The sequence below is a fragment of the Amycolatopsis sp. NPDC114484 genome (genome assembly GCF_055633755.1).
On record NZ_JBVKDQ010000009.1, the window covers coordinates 30206 to 48985 of the forward strand.

Consider the following 18780-nt stretch of genomic DNA (forward strand, 5'->3'; position numbering starts at 1 on the left):
GCAGCCTCTGCTGTGACAGAACGCCCGAAGGGCCCCACCGCGTCAAATCCCCTGGCGGTGGGGCCCTTCGTCGTGTCCGGAGCGCTCAGCGGATCAGGGCGAGTTGACCCATTCGTCGGTGCCGTCGGTGAAGTGCTGGTGCTTCCACACCGGAAGCCGCGCCTTCACCTCGTCCACCAGTTCCGCACAGGCGGTGAACGCCTGGCCGCGGTGCTCGGCGGCGACCGCGCAGGCGAGCGCGACGTCGCCGATCGTCAGCGCGCCGACGCGATGGCTCACCGCCACCGCCCGCACGCCCTTCCATCGCGCCGCCAGGTCGTTGACCACCTCGGCGAGCACGTCGCCTGCCGTCGGGTGGCCCTCGTAGGTCAGATCGCGCACGCCCTTGCCGCCGTCGTGGTCGCGGACCACGCCGGAGAACGTGACCACGGCGCCCGCCGCGTCGTCCTCCACCAGCTGCGCGTGCTCCTCGACTGACAGCGGCCGGTCGCTCACGTCGGCCCGCAGGACCCGGACCGCCGGACCGGCTTTCCCGGCCTCGCGCGGATGGTCTCCGCCGGCGAGCTGGTCCACCGCGTGCTCGAGGATGTCCGCGAGGACCCGCAGACCGTCCTTCACGCCGCCGCTCGACCCCGGAAGGTTCACCACGAGGGTCCGCCCCGCGACGCCGGCCACGCCGCGCGACAGCACCGCTGTGGGCACCTTCGGCAGCCCGGCCGCGCGGATCGCGTCCGCGACGCCGGGCAGCTCGTAATCCAGCACCGCGCGGGTGACGTCCGGGGTCCGGTCGGTCGGCGAGATGCCGGTGCCGCCGGTCGTGAGGATCACCCGGACACCGTCGGCCACCGCGGCGCGCAGCGCGACGCCCACCGGGTCGCCGTCCTCGACGACGACCGGCGGCGGCACGTCGTAGCCCCGCTCGGCCAGCCAGGCGACGAGCACCGGCCCGGTCTTGTCCTCGTAGACGCCCCGGGCGGCGCGATTGGACGCGACGATGACGCGCGCGCTGTGCACGGCCGCCTCCGCGGGAGAGAGTCCGTCGGCGGTGTTCATGGCCGCTCCCAGGTTCCGGTCTTGCCGCCGTCCTTGCGCAGCAACCGCACGTTGTCGAGCGTCGCGGCCGGGTCGACGGCCTTGATCATGTCGTGCAGCGTCAGCCCGGCGACCGCGACGGCGGTGAGCGCCTCCATCTCGACCCCGGTGACGTCCTTGGTCTTGGCCGTCGCGCTGATGTGGACCGCGGTGCCGTCCAGTTCGAACTCCACCTTGACCCCGGAAAGCGCGATCTGGTGGCACAACGGGATCAGCTCGGGCACCCGCTTGGCACCCATGATCCCGGCGATCCGCGCGGTCGCCAGCGCGTCGCCCTTGGGCAGGCCGTTGGCCGAAAGCAGGCCGACGACCTCCGCCGTGGTGTGGACGGTCCCGCCGGCGAGCGCGGTGCGCGCGGACGCCGTCTTGCCGGAAACGTCGACCATCCGGGCAGCGCCGGATTCGTCGACGTGGCTGAGTTCACTCACGCCCGCGAGGCTACTGCGCAACTTCGCCCAAAGTCCGTGAGGGGAACCCTGAGGGAATCAGAGTCCCTGAGGGTTCCCCTCACGGACGGTCAGCTGGCGCGCTCGGCGCGGACGGCGTTGCGCACCGCTTCGGCGACTGCAGGGGCGACCGCGCTGTCGAACACGCTCGGCACGATGAACGACGCGTTGAGCTTGCCGTTGTCCACCACGTCGGCGATCGCGTCGGAGGCGGCCAGCAGCATGTTGTCGTCGATGTTGTGCGCGGCCGCGTCGAGCAGGCCGCGGAAGACGCCGGGGAACGCCAGGACGTTGTTGATCTGGTTCGGGAAGTCGCTGCGGCCGGTGGCGACGACCGCGGCGTGCTTCTGCGCCTCCAGCGGGTCGATCTCCGGGTCCGGGTTGGCCAGCGCGAAGACGACCGCGTCGTCGTTCATCGTGGCGACCTGCTCCGCGCCGAAGAGGTTCGGGGCGGAGACGCCGACGAAGACGTCCGCGCCGACCAGCGCGTCGTGCAGCGTGCCGGACTTGCGGTCCTTGTTCGTGTGCTCGGCGATCCAGGTCAGGTTGTCGTCGAGGTTGCCGCGCTCGGGGTAGACGATGCCGTCGATGTCGGCGGCCACGATGTCGCCCGGGTTCTTGTGCAGCAGCAGGCGGATGATCGCCGAACCGGCCGCCCCGACGCCGCTGACGACGATCTTGCAGTCCTCGATGTTCTTCCCGACCACGCGCAGCGCGTTGCGCAGCGCGGCGACCACGACGATCGCGGTGCCGTGCTGGTCGTCGTGGAAGACCGGGATGTCCAGCTGCTCGCGCAGCCGCTTCTCGATCTCGAAGCAGCGCGGTGCGGCGATGTCCTCGAGGTTGATGCCCGCGTACACCGGCGCGAGCGCCTTGGCGATCATGATGATCTCTTCGGTGTCCTGGGTGTCCAGGCAGACCGGCCACGCATCGACGCCGGCGAACTTCTTGAACAGCGCCGCCTTGCCCTCCATCACCGGCAGCGCGGCGGCCGGGCCGATGTTGCCGAGGCCGAGCACGGCGGAGCCGTCGGTGAGCACCGCGACGGTATTGCGCTTGATGGTCAGCCGGCGCGCGTCCTCGGGGTTCGCGGCGATCGCCTGGCACACGCGGGCGACCCCCGGCGTGTACGCGCGGGAGAGGTCGTCACGGTTGCGGAGCGCGACCTTGGGGCTGACCTCGATCTTGCCGCCGAGGTGGATCAGGAACGTCCGGTCCGAGACCTTGCGCACGCGCACGCCCGGCAGCGAGTCGAGCGCCGCGGTGATGTCCTGCGCGTGGTTTTCCGACAGCGCGTTGGCGCTGATGTCGATCACGATGGTGTCCGCGTGCGACTCGACGACGTCGAACGCCGTCAGCACGCCGCCGACGCGGCCGACCGCGGTGGTGAGATCGCCCGCGGCCGTGGACGAGGCCGGGGCCTCGACCCGGACGGTGATCGAATACCCGGGACCGGGAACCGGCATGACACGTACTCCCCGCTGGTGGAGTGGGTTGGGACGGCTCGAATCTAGTCCGGTGACCCGCGCCACCACACCCCAACCGGGTGACTGACCAGTAACTTCAGGTCCGGGGCGCCGCGGCTCGCGGCGCTCCCGGACGCGGTCCGCAGGTCAGCGGTTGATCTCGGTCTCCGGGTGCACGTAGGGCACCTGCTCGAGCGGGAAGGTCAGGTCGCCGAACGGCGAAAGCGCTCCCTGCCGGTCCGAGGACAGCTCGGTGACCGGGTGCTCGCCCGGCTCGCCCGGCCACGTCGGGTCGATGCCCTTGCTCTGCTTGTCGCCCTTCGCCACTGCTTCCTCCGAGGCCCTCGTCCGGCAAACTCGACCACAGTCTGCCCGAACACTCCTCAAGCGCGCGCACCCGCCCGGTATCCTGGGTGTCTATGCCCGCGACCTCTCTGGCGGACTGGCTGCGTGCGGAGTCCGACGACGCACTCGCCGAGCTGCTGCGCACACGTCGCGATTTGTCCACCCCTCCTCCGTCCGACACCACTGTGCTCGCCACCCGCGCGGGCACGCCGGGGTCGGTCGCTCGCGCCTGTGAGGACCTCGACACGTTCACCCTCGCGGTGATCGACGCGCTGCTGGTCGCCGGTGCCGACGTCGAGCCGACGCCGGTGTCCGCGGTGACGGCGCTGATCGGCCGCGACGTCAGCGAACCGCTCGCCCGGCTGCGTGCCCGGGCTCTCGTCTGGGGCGCCGACGACGAGCTGCGGGTGCCGCCCTCGGCCCGCGACGCGCTCGGTCCGTTCCCGGCCGGGCTCGGCGCGCCGTCGCCCGCGCTGGCCGCCACCGACATCGACGCGCGGCTCGCGGAGGTCGGCGACGACGAGCGGGCCGTGCTCACCGCGCTGGCCGCCGGGCCGCCGATCGGCCGCACCCGCGACGCGAGCTTCGACGTCGGACTGTCCGACGCGGCCACGCCGGTGCAGAAGCTCCTCGCGCGCGGCCTGCTGCTGCGCCGGGACGACCAGACCGTCGAACTTCCCCGCGAACTCGGCTTGCTGTTGCGCGGCGGTCGGGCGTTCGAACCGGACACGCTGGTCGAGCCGGAGCTGCCCGTCCATCCACATCGGACGGACACGGTGGACAAAACGGCGGCCGGCGAGGCGATGGAGTTGTTGCGGCAGACGGAATCTCTGCTGCGGATGTGGTCGGATTCCCCGCCGCCGGTGCTCAAGGCGGGCGGGCTCGGAGTGCGCGAGCTGAAGAAGGTCGCCAAGGATCTCGAAGTCGGCGAGACCCGTGCGACGCTGCTCGCCGAGCTGGTCGTCGGCGCGGGACTCGTTGCGGACAGCGAAAACACCGCTCCGGAGTACGTGCCCACCATGCTCACCGACAGCTGGCTCGCGTCGCCGTCGGTGCAGCGGTGGATGACGCTCGCGCAGGCGTGGCTGGAACTGCCGCGGCTGCCCGGTCTCGCCGGTGGCCGGGACGCGAAAGACAAGCCGATCGCGCCGTTGTCCGAAGAGCTGCGCCGGCCGCTCGCGCCGGTTTCGCGGCATCGCGTGCTCAGTGCGTTGGCGACACTGAATCCGGGCGCAGGCGTGAAAAGCATTGACGAGCTGGTGGCGGTGCTGGCCTGGCGCGCGCCTCGACGAGGTGGCCGACTTCGCGACGAGACCGTCCGCTGGACGATGGCCGAGGCGACCGCGCTTGGTCTCGTCGGCCTCGGCGCGCTCACCACCGCCACCCGGTTGCTGCTGGAAGACGACCGCTCCGGCGCGGTCGAGGCGATGCACGACGCATTGCCCGCGCCGGTCGACCACGTGCTGGTGCAAGCGGACCTGACGGTCGTCGCGCCAGGCCCGCTGGAGCCGGAACTGGCGGCGGACATGGCTGCGGTCGCGGACGTCGAATCCGCTGGGCACGCAACGGTTTACCGCGTCACTGAGACTTCGGTCCGGCGCGCGCTCGACACCGGCCGGACCGCGGACGAGCTGCACGCGATGTTCCGCAACAAGTCGGCGACTCCGGTGCCGCAAGGCCTCACGTACCTGATCGACGACGTCGCCCGCCGCCATGGCCGATTGCGCGGCGGCACCGCGGGATCGTTCCTGCGCTGCGACGACGAGGCACTTCTCGCCGAAGTGCTCGCTCACCCAGTGGCGACGGAATACGATCTGCGGCTGATCGCGCCGACGGTGCTGATCAGCTCCGCACCCTTGGCGGACGTGCTGGAAGCCTTACGCGGCGCGGGTTTCGCGCCCGCGGCGGAGGGCCCGGACGGCCGGGTGGTCGACCTGCGACCCACCGGACGCCGACTGCCCGCCCGAGCGCGGGCGGCTCGGGCTAGGCCGGGCGAGCAGGCGGTGCTGACCGACGATCAGGCGACGCGAATCGTGTCGAATCTGCGCGCCGGAGACCAAGCTTCGGCGCGACGGCGCGGTTCCACAGTGCGCGCGCCTGGTGGCGGCGGCGCGGACACGACGGCGACGTTGGACCTGCTGTCCCGCGCGACGCTGGAGCAGCGCGAGGTGTGGATCGGTTTGGTCGATTCGCGTGGGACGGCTAGCCAACGGGTGGTGCGGCCGTTGCGGGTCGGCGGTGGGGTGCTGGAGGGCGCCAACCACGAGCGGTATCCGTTGCACCGCATCACTTCCGCCGCACTGGTCGAGGACTGACCTCGGCCCAAGGTGGCCCTCACGGACTTCCGGCACCGCACCTGCATTGACGCGCTTTCCGTTGAGGGAACCGGAATTGCGCGGGCGAGGCGAGCGGCGAGCGCGGCACGAAACAGCGCAGCAGGAACCGAACGAACCGGCCCCAGGCAAGGCCGGTCAGAGGTTGCGAAGCCCCTGCAACACCCGCTCCATGAACTCCCTCGACGACCTGTCCCCCAGCACCAGATCGGTCTGGTGCAGCATCACGAGCCCGATGTCGGCCATATCGCCCACCAACACCTTCACCACGCCAAGCGGCAGGTGCAGATGCGCGGCGATCTCCGCCACCGACCGGGTGTCCAGGCACAGATCGCAAATCCGCCGGTGCTCGATCGACCGCACCCCGCGGTACCGACGGCCCTCGTCGCTGGTGGACACCAAGGCTTCGAGCGCGAGGTTGTGGTCGGAGCGAGTCCGGCCGCGGGTTCGCGCGTACGGCCGCACCCGCGACTTCGTCGGCTGTGCGGGCGGCTCCGGTTCCGGCTGCGCGGGTTCCTCACTGGACCAGAACCGGTCCAATTCGGACACTCCGGAGGCCGGGCCGGGGTCGGAGTACGAGTACCGGTCCTCGGGCTCGTCGGCCAGCGCGTGCCGACTGCGGGTGGCTTGTTCGACGTGATGGCGTTGGTACGCCGAGCCTTCCGGAACCACGCGGTCGTCCGCACCGGGCGAACCGGCGTACTCGTCGAATGAGTACGGGTCGTGCGCCGCGGGCCTAGGAGGAGGCGGCGGCGGTTCCTCCCAGCGCTGGCTCTGCCGGGGCTCTTCCCAATAACCGGATTCGCCGTCCTCGACCCATTCGTAGCCGTCGTCCCAGTTCTCCTCCTGCACCGGAGGCGGCGGGGCCATCGGGCGCGGGGCGACCGCCTGTTGCACCGGACGCGGGGCAGGCGCGGGAGCCGGACGGGGAGCAGGCTCCGGACGCCGGGCGGCAGGCGGCGGAGGGGAGGGCCGCGGCTGCCGGTGCGGCAGCCGCATGCTCAGCGAACTCATGTCGTACCGGCTCGGCGAGTCGAACGACTCCCGCTCCGTGCCTTTGTGGAGGGCGTCCCAGGCACCCGTGTCCTGGTCTCCGAAACCCGAGATCTTCATCGGCTACCCCAGCACCCCGCCGCCCTGCAGCTGCGCGCGCAGTTCCGGCGTGATCTGCTCGCCGACCCGCTCGACCAGCAGGGTCATCTCGTACGCCACCGTCCCGATGTCGCACGTCGGCGCGGCGAGCACGGCAAGGCAGGACCCGTCGGAGACCGACATCAGGAACAGGTACCCGCGTTCCATCTCGACCACGGTCTGGTTCACGCCGCCCGCCTCGAAGCACCGCGCCGCGCCCTGGGTCAGGCTGATCAGCCCGGACGCCACCGCCGAGAGCTGCTCGGCACGCTCCTGCGGCAACCCCTCCGAAGGCGCGAGCATCAGTCCGTCCGCCGACACCAGCACCGCGTGCGCCGCACCCGGGACCCGGCGCACGAAATCCGAGATCAGCCAGCTGAACGTGCCCTGGTCCGCTGGCCGGTCGGAATCGGTCACTGCCCCTCCAAGCTCCTCGAACGCTGCCGGACGCCCGTTCGCCGCCTGCCGGTCATCCTCGCCCGGCCGCGGTGAAGTCGTCGTTCCAGCGTATTCACGCACCCGGTCGTGTCGAGCGTGTGCCCGGGCACGGTACGTGTCTGCCGGATGTAACGTCGCGCGAACGCATGCACAACCACGCATTCGCGGGTCACTCGGTGGTGGCGGCGGCCACCGTGCGCAGCGGGATGTCCGTGCAGGTCACCGCCGGTCCGACGCCCCGATCAGGGGCGGTCGGCCTCGGCCGCGAGGGGGCAGGACTACTCAGTCTGCGCCACTCGGAGGCACCACTCCCCGAAGCGGGTGAAGCGCGCGGAGTTCACTCCAACGGCCGCACCCGAGCCGGGGTGTAACGGGAATCTGGGAGTCGGCGTACGCCTCCTTCGCAGACGGCGGCGGGGACCGCGAGCGGGACTAGCCCGCCCGTAAAGCCGTGTCGTGCGCGATCGCGTGCTGCACGACGGAGATCAGCACCTGCTTCGCCGATTCCCGCTCCCGCGCGTCGCACGCCATGATCGGCACCGACGGCGAGATGGTGAGCGCGTGCCGCACGTCCTCGATCTGGTGGTGCAGCAGCCGGTCGAAGCAGTTGATCGCCACGACGTAGGGCAGCTTCCGGTTCTCGAAGAAGTCGATGGACGGGAACGCGTCCGCGAGCCGCCGCGTGTCCACGAGCACGACCGCACCGATCGCGCCGACGGCGAGGTCGTCCCACATGAACCAGAACCGGCGCTGGCCCGGCGTGCCGAACACGTACAGCACCAGGTCGGAGTCGAGCGAGATCCGGCCGAAGTCCATCGCCACCGTGGTCGTCGACTTGTTCGGCGTCGCCGACACGTCGTCGTGGCCCACGCTGGCCTCGGTCATCATGGCCTCGGTGGTCAGCGGGTCGATCTCGGAGATCGCCCCGACCATAGTCGTCTTGCCCGAACCGAACCCACCCGCGACCACGATCTTGGCCGACGAGGTCGGACCCGTATGCGGTGTGTTCGCGTCGGAGTCAAATTCTCCGAAGCCCACTGAGCACCCTTTCCATGAACTCGATACTGGGGCGGTCGCCCGAATTCGTGCTGCTGCTCGTGTGCACGAGCACCAGGCCGAGGCCCGCCACGTCACCAATCAGCACTCGCACCACGCCGAGCGGCAGCCGCAGCAGCGCGGCCACCTCGGCGACCGACCGGGTGTCGAGGCACAGGTCGCAGATGGACCGGTGCTCCGGCACGCGGACGCGGTCGAGAACCCGGCCCTGTTCGCTCGTCGAGACCAGCGCCTCGATCGCGAGGTCGTAGGTCGGCTTCGTGCGCCCGCGGGTGCGGAAGTAAGGCCGGACCAGCCCGGAGGTCTCCACCTCGGCGGGCTCGTCCACGTACTCGCCCGCCGCCTGCATCGGCAGCGCGGCGGCCAGCTCGTTCGAAGACGGTCCCGGCGACCCGTCCCGTTCGGCGCTGAACGCGGCGAACTCGGCCGAGTCGTACAGCGGTCCGCTCGCCCCGCCGAACAGCTCCGAACCGGGCCCGCCGAGCAACCGCTCGCGGTACCCGGGCACCGCGGTGATGCCCGGCTGCTGCCCGGCGTTGGAATCGGTCAGCCAGTTCGGCGGTTCGCGCACCGGCTCGGAATCCGCGGCTTGGACGTCCCTCGAACGCCATTCGCGGTCGACCCGGTCCCGGAAGGACTTCCAGTCCTCCCGGCTCTGGTCCCGATCGCCCCAGCCCCCGGTGTGCTCGTCACCGAGCCGGCCATCGCCGCGCAAGCGCCCGTCGTCCACGGTTTACTCCTGTAGTCCTAGGTCCGCCTAGCGACGGACCGCAGCGCCCTGCAGTTGTGCCCGCATCTCCGGTGTCAGCTGCTGGCCGACCCGTTCGACCAGCAGAGTCATCTCGTACACCACCAAGCCGATGTCGCTCTCCGGCGAGCCCAGCACCGCGAGGCACGAGCCGTCGGACACCGACATCAAGAAGAGGAATCCGTTCGCCATCTCGACCACGGTCTGCGCGACCGGGCCGCCCTCGAACACCTTCGCCGCCCCGCGCGCGAGGCTGGTCAGCCCCGAGGCGACGGCCGCCAGCTGGTCCGCCCGGTCCTTCGGCAGCCCGCGCGAAGACGCGAGCAGCAGACCGTCGGCCGAGACGACCACCGCGTGCGCCGCACCGGGCACCCGGTGGACGAAGTCCGTGATCAGCCACGCGAAGCTGCTCGCCCCGCCGCCGGCTTGCCTGCCGTTCGGCTGCACCGAGCCGCCTCCCGGCTGCACTCCCGCCCGTGTCACTCTCGCTCCTCACTGCTGTCGCTCACATACCCGGCCCCGGTGACGCGAACCCCGTCGTCGTCGAGCCGGGCGTCCGGCGGCCGCTCCTTCAGTGCGTGCCTACCGGACTTGTACCCACGCTGGAAGCTTGCCATCCGGCTGCGGGCAGCCGTCGCCGAGCGGGCCATCGCACCCGTTCCGGGCATTCCGGCGGTCGTGTCGGTGAACGAGTTCTGCTGCGCCGGTTCCGGCGCGTTGCCGATCGAGCCGGGGACCAGGTACGCGTTGGGCACGCGCTTGGGCAGCCCGGCGGACGTCATCTCCTCGTTCTTGGATTCGAGCAGCGACTGCGCCGCCTGCCAGCCCTCGTCGGAGACGCTGTGCCAGCTGTCTTCCGGCTCGTCGATACCGGGGTAGAGCGGCGTCGATTCGAGCGCCGCGGGCCGCTGCTCCGGCTCGGCCCGGATCTCCTCCGGCTCGGCCGGAGCCGCGGGGGTCTCGGGAGCCGCGGGGGCCTCGGCGGCTTCCGGTTCCGGCGCGGCGGCGGAGGGCGTTCCCGCGCCGTTCTCGCCGTCCTCGCCCTCGCTGAACCAGCGCGACAGCACCGACTGGTAGATCGGCAGCCGCCGGGTGGGCACGTCGTCCTCGAGCGCGGCGGAACCGTCCGACTCTGCCGGCGGCTGCTCCTTCGGCGCTTCCGGCGCGACGTACTTCGGCTCCCGCTTCGGCAGCACCAGCGGCGGGAATTCGGTCTGCGCCAGGCTCGCGCCCTCGCCGTACGACTCGCGAGTGAGCGGGGCGAGGTCCTCCGCGGTCGGCCACGCCGGCGCTTCCGAGGCGGGCGTCGCCGGGCTGAGGAACGGACCGGCCGCGCGGTTGCCCGCGACGAGGTCGTCGAGGCTGATCGGCTGGTCGAGCGGGACCAGACCGCCGTTGTCCGACGCTCCGCCTGCCGAGCCCATCGCCTCGGTCAGCTCGGCGGCCGCGGGCGGCGGCGCGAGCGGAAGCGGGTTCGACGGCTCCGGCGCGCGGTTCAGCGGCGGCAGGCTCGGGTGCGAGACCTCGTTGCGGTTCGGCGGCGGCGGGGTGTTGCGCATCGTCGGCGAAACGGTCCGGACCTGGGTGAGCAGCTCGACCGGGACCACGACCCGGGCGATCACGCCGCCCTCGATGTCCTCGTTCTCGCGCAGCCGCACCTCGATGCCGTGCCGCTGGGCCAGCCGGGCGACCACGTACAGACCCATTCGCCGGGTCACCGACACGTCCAGGTCCGGCGGGTCGGCGAGGCGCTCGTTGACCTCGGCGAGGCGCTCCTCGCTCATCCCGACGCCGTGGTCGGTGACCTGGATCGCCAGCGCCTTCTTGCGCGTGATGACCGCGCGGACGGTGATCTTGGTTTCCGGTTCGGAGAAGTAGGTCGCGTTGTCGAGCAGTTCCGCGAGCACGTGCACGAGGTCGTGGATCGCGAGGCCCTGCACCGCGACCTCGGGCACGATGCCGATCTCGATGCGGGCGTACTGCTCGATCTCCGACACCGCCGCGCCGATCACGTCGGCCGCGGGCACCGGCTTCGGCACGGATTTCGCGAGACCCGCGCCCGAAAGCACCAGCAGCGATTCGCCGTTCCGGCGCAACCGGGTCGCCAGGTGGTCGAGTTCGAACAGGCTCGCGAGATGGTCCGGGTCCTGTTCGTCGGCCTCGAGCCGGTCGATCACGCCGAGCTGGCGTTCCACCAGCCGCTGCGACCGGCGGGAGAGGTTCACGAAGATGCCGTTGACGTTCTCGCGCAGCAGTGCCTGTTCGGCGGCCATCTTGACCGCCTGTTCGTGCACCACGTCGAACGAGCGCGCCACTTCGCCGATCTCGTCGCGGGTGAGGACCGGAACCGGGTCGACCGCCTTCTTCGAGGCGTTGACCGGGTCCGGGTCGTCCAGGATGGCCTGCACGGTTTCCGGCAGCCGGGTGTAGGCGACGTCCAGCGCGGTCTTCCGCAGCACCCGCAGCGGGCGCAGCATCAGCCGGGCGATGACGAGCATCAGCATCAGCGCGGCGACCAGCGCGGCGAGGACGATGACGCCGCCGACCCAGGCGGACCGGACCGCGTTGCTGGCCAGTTCGTCGGCCTGCGCGCGCAGCTGCGTCAGCAGGTTGACCTCGACCGCGCGCAGTTTGTCGGCGGCGACGGTGGAGTCCTGGCCGAGTTTGGTGCCGTCGAGGTTGAGCGGCTGGCCTTGCTGGGCGAAGGAGAAGCCCTGTGTCTGCAATCGCCGACGCTCGTCGACCTCGGGTCCGGAGTAGGTGTCGTTGTAGAGCTGGACCTGGTCGCCGGTCGCGTTGGCGAGGAACGCGGTGATCGACGCGTCGCCGCTGGCCTCGGCGGCCCGGGTCTCGTCGATCAGGTTGCCCGGGAAGTTGTCGCGGAACGCGGCGATCTGCAGCGCGGAGTCCCCGCGGAGGATGAACTCCTTCGCCTCGCTGATCGACTGCGTGCTCGTGCCGAGGCGGAGCAGATCGCGGTCGGTGGTCGCGGTGGAGACCTCGCGGCCGAGCTGGATCAGCGAGTCGAGCACCGAGGAGTAGGTGTCGAGCACCGCGCGGTCGGAGTAGGCCGACGTGGTCATCGCCGCGCGCAGCGGGCGCAGCGCGTCGAGGCGCTGGAGGCCGTGCGCGTAGCGGTCGCTGGCGGCCTGGTCGTCGCTTTCGAGGTTGACCGCGGCGTTGCGCAGGTCGTCGACGTCGCGGTCGACCTTCGCCATCTGCGCGTCGAGGCCGGTCTGGCGCAGCGGGTCGGCCGACGCGATCCGGACCACGGCCAGCGCGCGCTCGCGCTGCAGGTCGTGCACCACCGCGGTGACCTTCTCGGCGAAGGCGACCTGGTTGGCGGTGTGGTTGAGCTCGACCGCCGACCGCACGTCGTCGACCACGCGCAGCACACCGAGCACCAGCGCGGTGATCGTGGGAATGAGGAGAATGAGCGCGAGCTTGGACCGCAGCCGCCAGTTGCCGAGCGCGAGCCAGGACCGCTGCTGCGCGGTCCCCGCGTTCTCCTGAGCGGAGGCCTCCCCTGCCCCCGCGGTGTCTTCGTTCGGCACCGCCGCACCACCGTCCGGGCCCGAGGGGCCCGTTGATTCCGAACCTGCCGTGCTCGTGGCCACTACGCGCACGCTCCCGGCAGGTAATCCGCCACCTGAGTGGTCTGGACCGCGCCCCGGACCGTTACACCCTTTTGAGTGAAAAGATCGACTTCCCGGTGCGGCTGCCCGTCGCCTCGGGCGCGGAATCGGTTCAGGTCTGGCATGACGTTCGGTCCCCGCACGTGGTCGATCTCTTGGTCCGTTCGGCCGAGGCCACCCTCCGCCGGCCAGGAGCCGGCGTGTGCGGAGAGCCTTTTCGCATGTCCTGCTCTCACTACATCGGTGGTCCACACCTCACACTGCAGGAGCAGAGGGTAGCGAACGCCTGGCCGATTTGTAACCCTCCAGAAGTTGCCCGGAGAGCACCCAGGCAGCGGATCAAGGCCCTTCGGGCACCCACAGGTCGTTCACATACCCCGGCATACCAGCGGATTCGATCACCTGATCGAGTGACCAGTACCACTTCTGAATCGTATATGAACACCCATTGTGAGTGATCGTGCTGGTTCTCTACAGTAGCCGCGTGACTCCGGACAATGAGCCACCTTCCCCCCGCGTCCATGCCAGACGCGGGCCCATTTGCTAGGAGCGACCTTGTTTGATGAAGCGGTGAGCAGCCGGCGCGGTTACGGCAGGCGCGGGTTCCTGTCGCTCGCGATGGCGGGCGGCGTGGCCTTGACTGCCAGCGGGTGCGGCCTGCTGGGCGGATCGGAGGATTCGGGCAGCTCGAAGGGCGGCTCCGGGGTCGAGAAGGCCAAGATCAAGGTCTCGATCATGCCGACGATCGACGTGGTGCCTTTCCACCTCGCGGTCCAGAACGGCTACTTCAAGAACGAGGGCCTCGAAGTCGAAGCCGTCGACGCCGCCAGCGGTGACGCCTCGCTGCAGAAGCTGCAGTCGGGCGAGGTCGACATCGCCTACGCGAGCTACACGCCGTTCTTCATCGCCAAGAGCAAGGGCGCCGCGGACATCAAGCTCGTCGCCGACGCCTCCTCGGCCGGCCCGAAGAGCACCGAGGTCGTGGCGATGCCGAACAGCAACATCAAGAACGTGCGCGACCTCGCGGGCAAGAAGATCGGGATCACCGCCACCAACACGATTTGCGACACCCTGACCAAGTCGGTCATGCGCGACAACGGCGTGAACTTCAACGACGTGAAGTGGGTTTCGCTGCGGTTCCCGGACATCGGCCCCGCGGTCAAGCGCGGTGACATCGACGCGGGCTTCCTCACCGAGCCGTTCATCACGCAGTCGGCGAAGGTCAACGGGACGGTCGAGGTCGTCGACACCGCTTCCGGCGGCACCAAGGACTTCCCGACCGCCGGTTACGGCTCGCTCGGCAAGTTCACCGACGCGAACCCGAAGACCGTCGCCGCGTTCCAGCGCGCGATGCTGCGGGCCACGAAGGAAGCGTCCGACCGCTCCAAGATCGAGCCGCTGATGATCCAGTTCTCGAAGGTGGACGAGGCGACCGCGAAGATCACGAACCTGCTGACCTTCCAGTCCACTTTGGACGCGCGGCGCATCCAGCGGGTGCCGGACCTGCTGCAGCAGTTCGGTTCCATCCAGTCGAAGATCGACGTGCAGTCGATGATCGTCCCGCAGGCGAACGCGTCCTGACGTGCGCCTCGTCCGGAACCTGACCGGCCTGCTCGGCTTCCTCCTGATCTGGGAGGCCGTCGTGCGGGCCGGTCTGATCGACCAGAACGACCTGCCCCCGCCGACCGTCGTGTTCGCCCGGATCGGCGAACTGCTCGGCGACGTCGAATTCGTCCGCGACGTGGTCGCCTCGGTGCTCGCGTGGATGATCGCGCTGCTCATCTCGATCGCCATCGCGGTCCCCGCCGGTCTGCTGCTCGGCAGCATCCCCTGGCTGCGCGACGCGACCAAGGCGATCGTCGAGTTCCTGCGGCCGATCCCTTCCGTGGCACTGATCCCGCTGGTGCTGATCGTCGTCGGCGGCGGCCCGGAAGCGAAGATCACGCTGGCCGTGTACGCGGCGGTGTGGCCGATCCTCTTCAACACCATTTACGCGCTGGCCGAGATCGACCCGCTGCTGCTGGAAACCGCGCGCACGTACGGAACCCCGCGCGCGCGGGTGCTGACCTCGGTCGCGCTGCCGCACGCCGCGCCGTTCGTGTTCACCGGGATCCGGTTGTCCGCGGCGATCTCGCTGATCCTGGTGATCAGCACGGAATTCCTGGCCGGCGCGAAACTCGGCATCGGGCAGTTCGTGCTCGAGGCCAGTTCCGGGCCGGGCCGGATGGACCTGGTGCTCGCCGGGACGGTCGTCGCCGGGATCCTCGGCTTCCTCGTCAACGAGGGCCTGGAACGGCTGGGCCACCGGCTGTTCCGCTGGAGCAGCGCCGTCGAAGGAGCCGCCGCGTGAGTGTGGTCGAGAAGCCGTCCACCGTGACGCGCCGGATGAGCCGCGGCCTCGGCGGGTTCGCCCGCAAATGGCTGCTGTTCGTGATTCTGGTGGTGCTGTGGGAGATCGCGACGCGGCTGAGCGAGAGCGTGTTCTTCCCGCCGCCGTCGAAGATCGCCGCCGCGGCGGCGAAACTGTGGTTCTCCGGCCCGGTTTCGCAGCTGTTCCTCGGCGATCCGGTGTTCGCGCACATCCTGCCGAGCCTCGGCCGGGTCCTCGGCGGCTGGCTGCTGGCGGTGGTGATCGGCGTCGCGCTCGGCACCGCGCTGGGCCGTTCGCGCACCGGAATGGACTATGTGGGACCGCTGTTCGCGTTCTTCCGCGCCATTCCGCCGCCCGCGCTGGTGCCGGTGTTCATCATCCTGTTCGGCATCGGTCCTGGCATGCAGACCGCGACGATCATTTTCGGTTCGCTGTGGCCGGTTCTGATGAACACAGTGGACGGGGTCCGCTCGGTCGACAAGGTCAAGGTGGAGACGGCGCGCGCGTTCCGCACGCCGAAGCGGTACTGGATCGGGCTGGTCGTACTGCCCGCGGCACTGCCGAAGATCTTCGCCGGGCTGCGGCTGTCGCTCTCCATCGCGCTGATCCTGATGGCGATCTCCGAACTGGTGGGGGCGCTCAACGGCATCGGCTACGCGCTGCTCGCCGCCCAGCGCTCGTACGACTTCGACCAGATGTGGGCGTGGATCGTGCTGCTGGGCATCCTCGGGTACGGGTTCAACGCCGCGCTGCTCGGCATCGAACGCCGGGTGCTCGGCTGGCAGCCCGGCCGGAATTAGGAAGGTTTTCCCGTTATGTCGACCATGCTCGAGGTCTCCGGCCTCAGCCACCGCTACGGCAGCGGCGAATCCGCGCACGTCGCGGTCAACGAACTGTCGTTCACGGTCGAGACCGGGCAGCTGGCGTGCATCGTCGGCCCGTCCGGCTGCGGCAAGTCCACGCTGCTGCGCGCGATCGCCGGCCTGATCCCGCCGTCCGCGGGCACGGTGAGCCTGCACGGCGACCGGGTCACCTCGGTGCCGGACGATCTCGCCGTGGTGTTCCAGGACTACAGCCGTTCCCTGTTCCCGTGGCTGTCGGTCGCGAAGAACGTGGAATTCCCGCTGCGCTGGAGCAAACTCGACAAGGCGACCCGAAAGGCGCGGGCCGCCGAAGCGCTCGAGGCGGTCGGACTGTCCGCCGCGGTGAACAAGTACCCGTGGCAGCTGTCGGGCGGCATGCAGCAGCGGGTGTCGATCGCCCGTGCGCTGGCGAGCCGTCCGGCGCTGCTGCTGATGGACGAGCCGTTCGCCTCGGTGGACGCGCAGACGCGGTTCGAACTGGAGGACCTGCTGCGCCGGGTCCAGGTCGAACAGGGCACGACGGTTTTGCTGGTGACGCACGACATCGACGAGAGCGTGTACCTGGGCGACCGGGTGCTGGTGCTGTCGAAGTCGCCGGCTCGGATCGTGGCGGATCTGAAGGTGGACCTGCCCGCGCAGCGGGACCAGATCACGACGCGCGAATCGGCGGAATTCGTTTCGCTGCGCGGTGAAGTGGCGCGGTTGCTGCACGGTCCGGCGGTGCAAGCGGCGGCGGATCTGGCGGAGCAGGAGGCGGCGGAGGCCGCTGCGTCCGAGGCTTCGGAGACTGTCGTGTCGGAGAAGAAGTAGTCACAGCTTCGGAAACCAGACTGAGACGTCGGCGAGGGCGTCCAGGGTGCCGGAATCTGGTTTTCCGGCACCGGTTTCCACTTCGGCGACCACCATGGCTCGACCGTCCACTCTGGACTGGAAGTGGTGGCCGGAGAATTTCACGCCGTCGAGGCCGAGCAGGGCAGCGCCAAGGGGTTTGATATCCCCGCTGCCCTGCACCTCTTCGACCTTCTCGCAGCCCTCGGCGTCGCTCTTCTTCGAAAACTCCACGCGGGCAACGGAAATCACCGCGGCGTTGCCGTGTCCGTCGCCGACGGCGAAGAGGTTTCGGTCCAATGAGGTGCAGCGGTGCTCCGCGAGGTAGTCGCGGACGCGGTCGGTGGAGTTCAGCAGGCAGTTGATCTCGTGCTTCGCGGCCTGCTTGAGCTGTTTGAGCTTGAAGCGGCTGAAGGTTTCGTCCTTGCGGCCGCGCTTCGCCGACTTCTTGCCCTCGGCTTTGCGGGTCTCGAAGTTCCGGCCGGGCAAGGAATCCGCGACGTCACCGGCGAGATTTCCGGGCAGGACCTCCGCCGCTGCCCCGGATTCCACGCTCGCCGCACCGCCGATCCCGGCCGCGGTTCCGCCTCCGACAGCGGCGACTACTGCCACCCCGGCTACGAAGACCTTTGCCCCGCCGCCCTCGTCAATCGGGACTACTCGCCCGTCCTTAAGCGTCCGGAATTTCTGCTTCGCCACTCGCTGCCCCTCCCCTGGACACCAAGACCGAAGCGATCAAGGTAGCCTCTGAGCAGCGAAAACTCACCCGGTTCCGCCCGGGTTCACCCATTCAGCCCTTAGCCCGGGAATCCGGTCCGGTCTCATCCGGACCGATCTCCGGCAGCGTCCGCACCCCGAGCACGTTGGCCCCCACCAGCTTCCGGGTCGCCAGGTTCCCCATCGGCATGAACGTGCTCGCCTGCACGTCCCGCCACATGCGCTCGAACGGCAGCGCCTTCGTGTAGGACATGCCGCCCAGTGCGTCGACCAGCCGCTGCATGACCTGGACCGCGTTGTTCGCCGCCGTGTACTTCACCACCGCGCTGCGGGCCACGCCGTCCTGGATGTCTCCGGTGAACAGCCGGCGGCTGGTCACCTCGTCGGCCTGGCGGTAGATCAGCGCGCGGGAGCTCTCCAGCAGGATCTGGCATTCGCCGATCAGGTCCTGCAGCACCGGGTCTTCCGCCTTGCCGCGCTGGATCAGCGTCTGCACGGTCCAGTCCAGCGCGCCCGCCGCGACTCCCGTGTAGACCGCCGAGAACGCCGGCATCGCCCACGCCCACACGGTTTCCAGTACCCGCGAGTCGAGGTGTTTCACCGGCAGCGAGTGCACGACCGCCGCGTCCTCGACGAACACCTTGTCCAATTCGACGTCGTTGCTCTGGGTGCCGCGCATGCCCATGGTGTTCCACGTCTGATGGATCGTGACGCCGGGCTGGTCCAGCGCGATCTGGCACAGCAGCAGCCGCGGGCCGCCGTCGGCGTCCTCGTAGCGGGCGGTGGTCGAACAGTGCGTGGCGACCGCCGAGTTGGTCGCGAAGCTCTTGCGGCCAGTCAGTTCGAAGCCGCCTTCGACGCGGACAGCGCGGGTTTTCGCGTCCGTCATGTCGTTGCGCAGGCCCGTTTCGCTGGTGATCGACGCCCAGACCAACTCACCGTCGACCGCCTTGCGCAGCAGTTCCGCCAGCCGGGGTGCCTTGGTGCGCCGCCACACGCTCGCCCACTGTCCCAGCGGCGACAGGTGCATCGTGAACGCCAGCGCGGTCGCGCAGTCGCCCATCGCCAGCCGTTCCAGCACCGGCAGGATCTCCGGCAGCCCGGCTCCGGAGCCGCCCAGTTCTTCCGGCACCGACAGCCGGAGGAAGCCCGCTTCCCGCAGATCGTCGTAGTTCTGGTGCGGGAAGGTGTTGTCCCGGTCGTGCTCGGCCGCGCGCTCGGCGAAGATGTCCGCGAGCTTGGCGGCGCGGTCGACGAGGGCCTGCTGCTTGGGCGTCAGGAGAGGCTGCACCCGGCCATCAAAACAGCGTC

Annotated in this window: 17 protein-coding genes; 5 read left to right on the forward strand and 12 right to left on the reverse strand. The window is 69.9% G+C overall.

Annotated elements, in window-relative coordinates; genetic code table 11:
- Nucleotides 1-93 precede the first annotated feature (93 nt).
- The 4 genes from ACZ7SW_RS22405 to ACZ7SW_RS22420 all read right to left on the reverse strand — a co-directional run bounded on the left by ACZ7SW_RS22405 (nucleotide 94) and on the right by ACZ7SW_RS22420 (nucleotide 3331).
- Complete coding sequence (locus tag ACZ7SW_RS22405) at nucleotides 94-1053, reverse strand: molybdenum cofactor biosynthesis protein MoaE (RefSeq protein WP_470232358.1); 960 nt, start codon at nucleotides 1051-1053, stop codon at nucleotides 94-96.
- Nucleotides 1050-1520: a cyclic pyranopterin monophosphate synthase MoaC gene (gene moaC / locus ACZ7SW_RS22410; protein ID WP_470232359.1), complete on the reverse strand. Its 471-nt coding sequence runs from the start codon at nucleotides 1518-1520 to the stop codon at nucleotides 1050-1052. The genes ACZ7SW_RS22405 and moaC overlap by 4 nt, the downstream gene beginning before the upstream one ends.
- Nucleotides 1521-1609: 89 nt before the next feature.
- The gene (locus ACZ7SW_RS22415; protein WP_470232360.1) at nucleotides 1610-3004 is read right to left on the reverse strand and encodes an NAD-dependent malic enzyme; all 1395 of its coding nucleotides are present in this window, start codon (nucleotides 3002-3004) and stop codon (nucleotides 1610-1612) included.
- A gap of 147 nt (nucleotides 3005-3151) precedes the next feature.
- Nucleotides 3152-3331 (reverse strand): hypothetical protein, encoded by a 180-nt coding sequence (locus ACZ7SW_RS22420; protein WP_037361511.1) that lies wholly within the window; start codon nucleotides 3329-3331, stop codon nucleotides 3152-3154.
- Between the two features lie 92 nt (nucleotides 3332-3423).
- On the opposite strand from ACZ7SW_RS22420, the gene ACZ7SW_RS22425 reads away from it, so the two are divergent.
- Nucleotides 3424-5664, forward strand: coding sequence for a helicase-associated domain-containing protein (locus ACZ7SW_RS22425; protein WP_470232361.1), 2241 nt, complete (start codon nucleotides 3424-3426; stop codon nucleotides 5662-5664).
- A 156-nt stretch (nucleotides 5665-5820) separates the two neighbouring features.
- On the opposite strand, the gene ACZ7SW_RS22430 is transcribed toward ACZ7SW_RS22425, so the two are convergent.
- The 6 genes from ACZ7SW_RS22430 to ACZ7SW_RS22455 form a co-directional block, all read right to left on the reverse strand.
- Nucleotides 5821-6795, reverse strand: coding sequence for a DUF742 domain-containing protein (locus ACZ7SW_RS22430; protein ID WP_470232362.1), 975 nt, complete (start codon nucleotides 6793-6795; stop codon nucleotides 5821-5823).
- A gap of 3 nt (nucleotides 6796-6798) precedes the next feature.
- Complete coding sequence (locus ACZ7SW_RS22435) at nucleotides 6799-7230, reverse strand: roadblock/LC7 domain-containing protein (protein WP_009083953.1); 432 nt, start codon at nucleotides 7228-7230, stop codon at nucleotides 6799-6801.
- Nucleotides 7231-7683: 453 nt separating this feature from the next.
- Complete coding sequence (locus ACZ7SW_RS22440) at nucleotides 7684-8289, reverse strand: GTP-binding protein (protein WP_470232363.1); 606 nt, start codon at nucleotides 8287-8289, stop codon at nucleotides 7684-7686.
- On the reverse strand, nucleotides 8270-9037 hold the full coding sequence (locus ACZ7SW_RS22445) for a DUF742 domain-containing protein (RefSeq protein WP_116204131.1): 768 nt from the start codon (nucleotides 9035-9037) through the stop codon (nucleotides 8270-8272). The genes ACZ7SW_RS22440 and ACZ7SW_RS22445 overlap by 20 nt, the downstream gene beginning before the upstream one ends.
- A 27-nt stretch (nucleotides 9038-9064) precedes the next feature.
- Nucleotides 9065-9538 (reverse strand): roadblock/LC7 domain-containing protein, encoded by a 474-nt coding sequence (locus tag ACZ7SW_RS22450; protein ID WP_377870993.1) that lies wholly within the window; start codon nucleotides 9536-9538, stop codon nucleotides 9065-9067.
- Nucleotides 9535-12609: a sensor histidine kinase gene (locus tag ACZ7SW_RS22455; RefSeq protein WP_470232364.1), complete on the reverse strand. Its 3075-nt coding sequence runs from the start codon at nucleotides 12607-12609 to the stop codon at nucleotides 9535-9537. Before ACZ7SW_RS22455 ends, ACZ7SW_RS22450 begins: the two co-directional genes overlap by 4 nt.
- A gap of 699 nt (nucleotides 12610-13308) precedes the next feature.
- Here ACZ7SW_RS22455 and ACZ7SW_RS22460 point away from each other — a divergent pair.
- From ACZ7SW_RS22460 to ACZ7SW_RS22475, 4 genes are read left to right on the forward strand one after another with little or no spacing between them, the layout of a single operon-like run.
- Complete coding sequence (locus ACZ7SW_RS22460; protein ID WP_470232611.1) at nucleotides 13309-14271, forward strand: ABC transporter substrate-binding protein; 963 nt, start codon at nucleotides 13309-13311, stop codon at nucleotides 14269-14271.
- Nucleotide 14272: 1 nt separating this feature from the next.
- Nucleotides 14273-15040 (forward strand): ABC transporter permease, encoded by a 768-nt coding sequence (locus ACZ7SW_RS22465; protein WP_470232365.1) that lies wholly within the window; start codon nucleotides 14273-14275, stop codon nucleotides 15038-15040.
- Nucleotides 15037-15861 carry an ABC transporter permease gene (locus ACZ7SW_RS22470; RefSeq protein ID WP_470232366.1) on the forward strand — a complete coding sequence of 275 codons (825 nt, stop codon included), beginning with the start codon at nucleotides 15037-15039 and terminating at the stop codon, nucleotides 15859-15861. Before ACZ7SW_RS22465 ends, ACZ7SW_RS22470 begins: the two co-directional genes overlap by 4 nt.
- A 15-nt stretch (nucleotides 15862-15876) precedes the next feature.
- On the forward strand, nucleotides 15877-16734 hold the full coding sequence (locus tag ACZ7SW_RS22475) for an ABC transporter ATP-binding protein (RefSeq protein WP_470232367.1): 858 nt from the start codon (nucleotides 15877-15879) through the stop codon (nucleotides 16732-16734).
- Here the strand turns inward: ACZ7SW_RS22475 and ACZ7SW_RS22480 are convergent, their stop codons facing one another.
- On the reverse strand, nucleotides 16735-17451 hold the full coding sequence (locus tag ACZ7SW_RS22480; RefSeq protein WP_470232368.1) for a hypothetical protein: 717 nt from the start codon (nucleotides 17449-17451) through the stop codon (nucleotides 16735-16737).
- A 91-nt stretch (nucleotides 17452-17542) separates the two neighbouring features.
- Entirely contained in the window at nucleotides 17543-18760 is a 1218-nt protein-coding gene (locus tag ACZ7SW_RS22485) for an acyl-CoA dehydrogenase family protein (protein WP_470232369.1), read from the reverse strand.
- Between the last annotated feature and the right edge of the window lie 20 nt (nucleotides 18761-18780).

Bases quoted from the DNA above. Each gene is read 5' to 3' on its own strand.
- ACZ7SW_RS22405 (WP_470232358.1), bottom strand. From the start codon at position 1,053: ATGAACACCGCCGACGGACTCTCTCCCGCGGAGGCGGCCGTGCACAGC.
- ACZ7SW_RS22415 (WP_470232360.1), bottom strand. From the start codon at position 3,004: ATGCCGGTTCCCGGTCCCGGGTATTCGATCACCGTCCGGGTCGAGGCC.
- ACZ7SW_RS22425 (WP_470232361.1), top strand. From the start codon at position 3,424: ATGCCCGCGACCTCTCTGGCGGACTGGCTGCGTGCGGAGTCCGACGAC.
- ACZ7SW_RS22430 (WP_470232362.1), bottom strand. From the start codon at position 6,795: ATGAAGATCTCGGGTTTCGGAGACCAGGACACGGGTGCCTGGGACGCC.
- ACZ7SW_RS22460 (WP_470232611.1), top strand. From the start codon at position 13,309: ATGGCGGGCGGCGTGGCCTTGACTGCCAGCGGGTGCGGCCTGCTGGGC.
- ACZ7SW_RS22475 (WP_470232367.1), top strand. From the start codon at position 15,877: ATGTCGACCATGCTCGAGGTCTCCGGCCTCAGCCACCGCTACGGCAGC.